Origin of the sequence: Bacillus sp. SIMBA_026, from assembly GCF_046535335.1 — a bacterium.
GTDB lineage: Bacteria > Bacillota > Bacilli > Bacillales > Bacillaceae > Bacillus > Bacillus velezensis.
In genome coordinates this window covers 1-242 of record NZ_JAWRWX010000423.1, presented here as the reverse complement: position 1 = coordinate 242, position 242 = coordinate 1, and the positions used below count along the sequence as shown (strand labels likewise).

At 62.0% G+C, this 242-nt stretch carries 1 protein-coding gene; it reads left to right on the top strand.

Annotation, left to right across the window (positions count from 1 at the left end; genetic code table 11):
* Positions 1–242: hypothetical protein (locus tag SB847_RS22050; protein ID WP_410578875.1), on the top strand; the 242-nt coding region annotated here is incomplete at both ends.

The window sequence follows — 242 nt, the reverse complement described above, 5'->3', positions numbered from 1 at the left end:
AGGCGGCCAAGCTCAGCGCGTGGACGTTGGCGACTGCCGCCGTCGGGCAGTTGGCATTTCTGTACGTCATGAAAATCGCCACGATTCCTGGAGCTGAGCGGCTGCGCCTCAATGATGCGGGGGAGACCACCGCCGCATCGACGTTGCCCGGCAACGCGGTCCTGGAAGTTGCCAGCCAGCTGTACCTGCTGCCGCATTCGATTATTGCGTTGTCGCTGGCAACGGTCCTCTTTAACCGCATG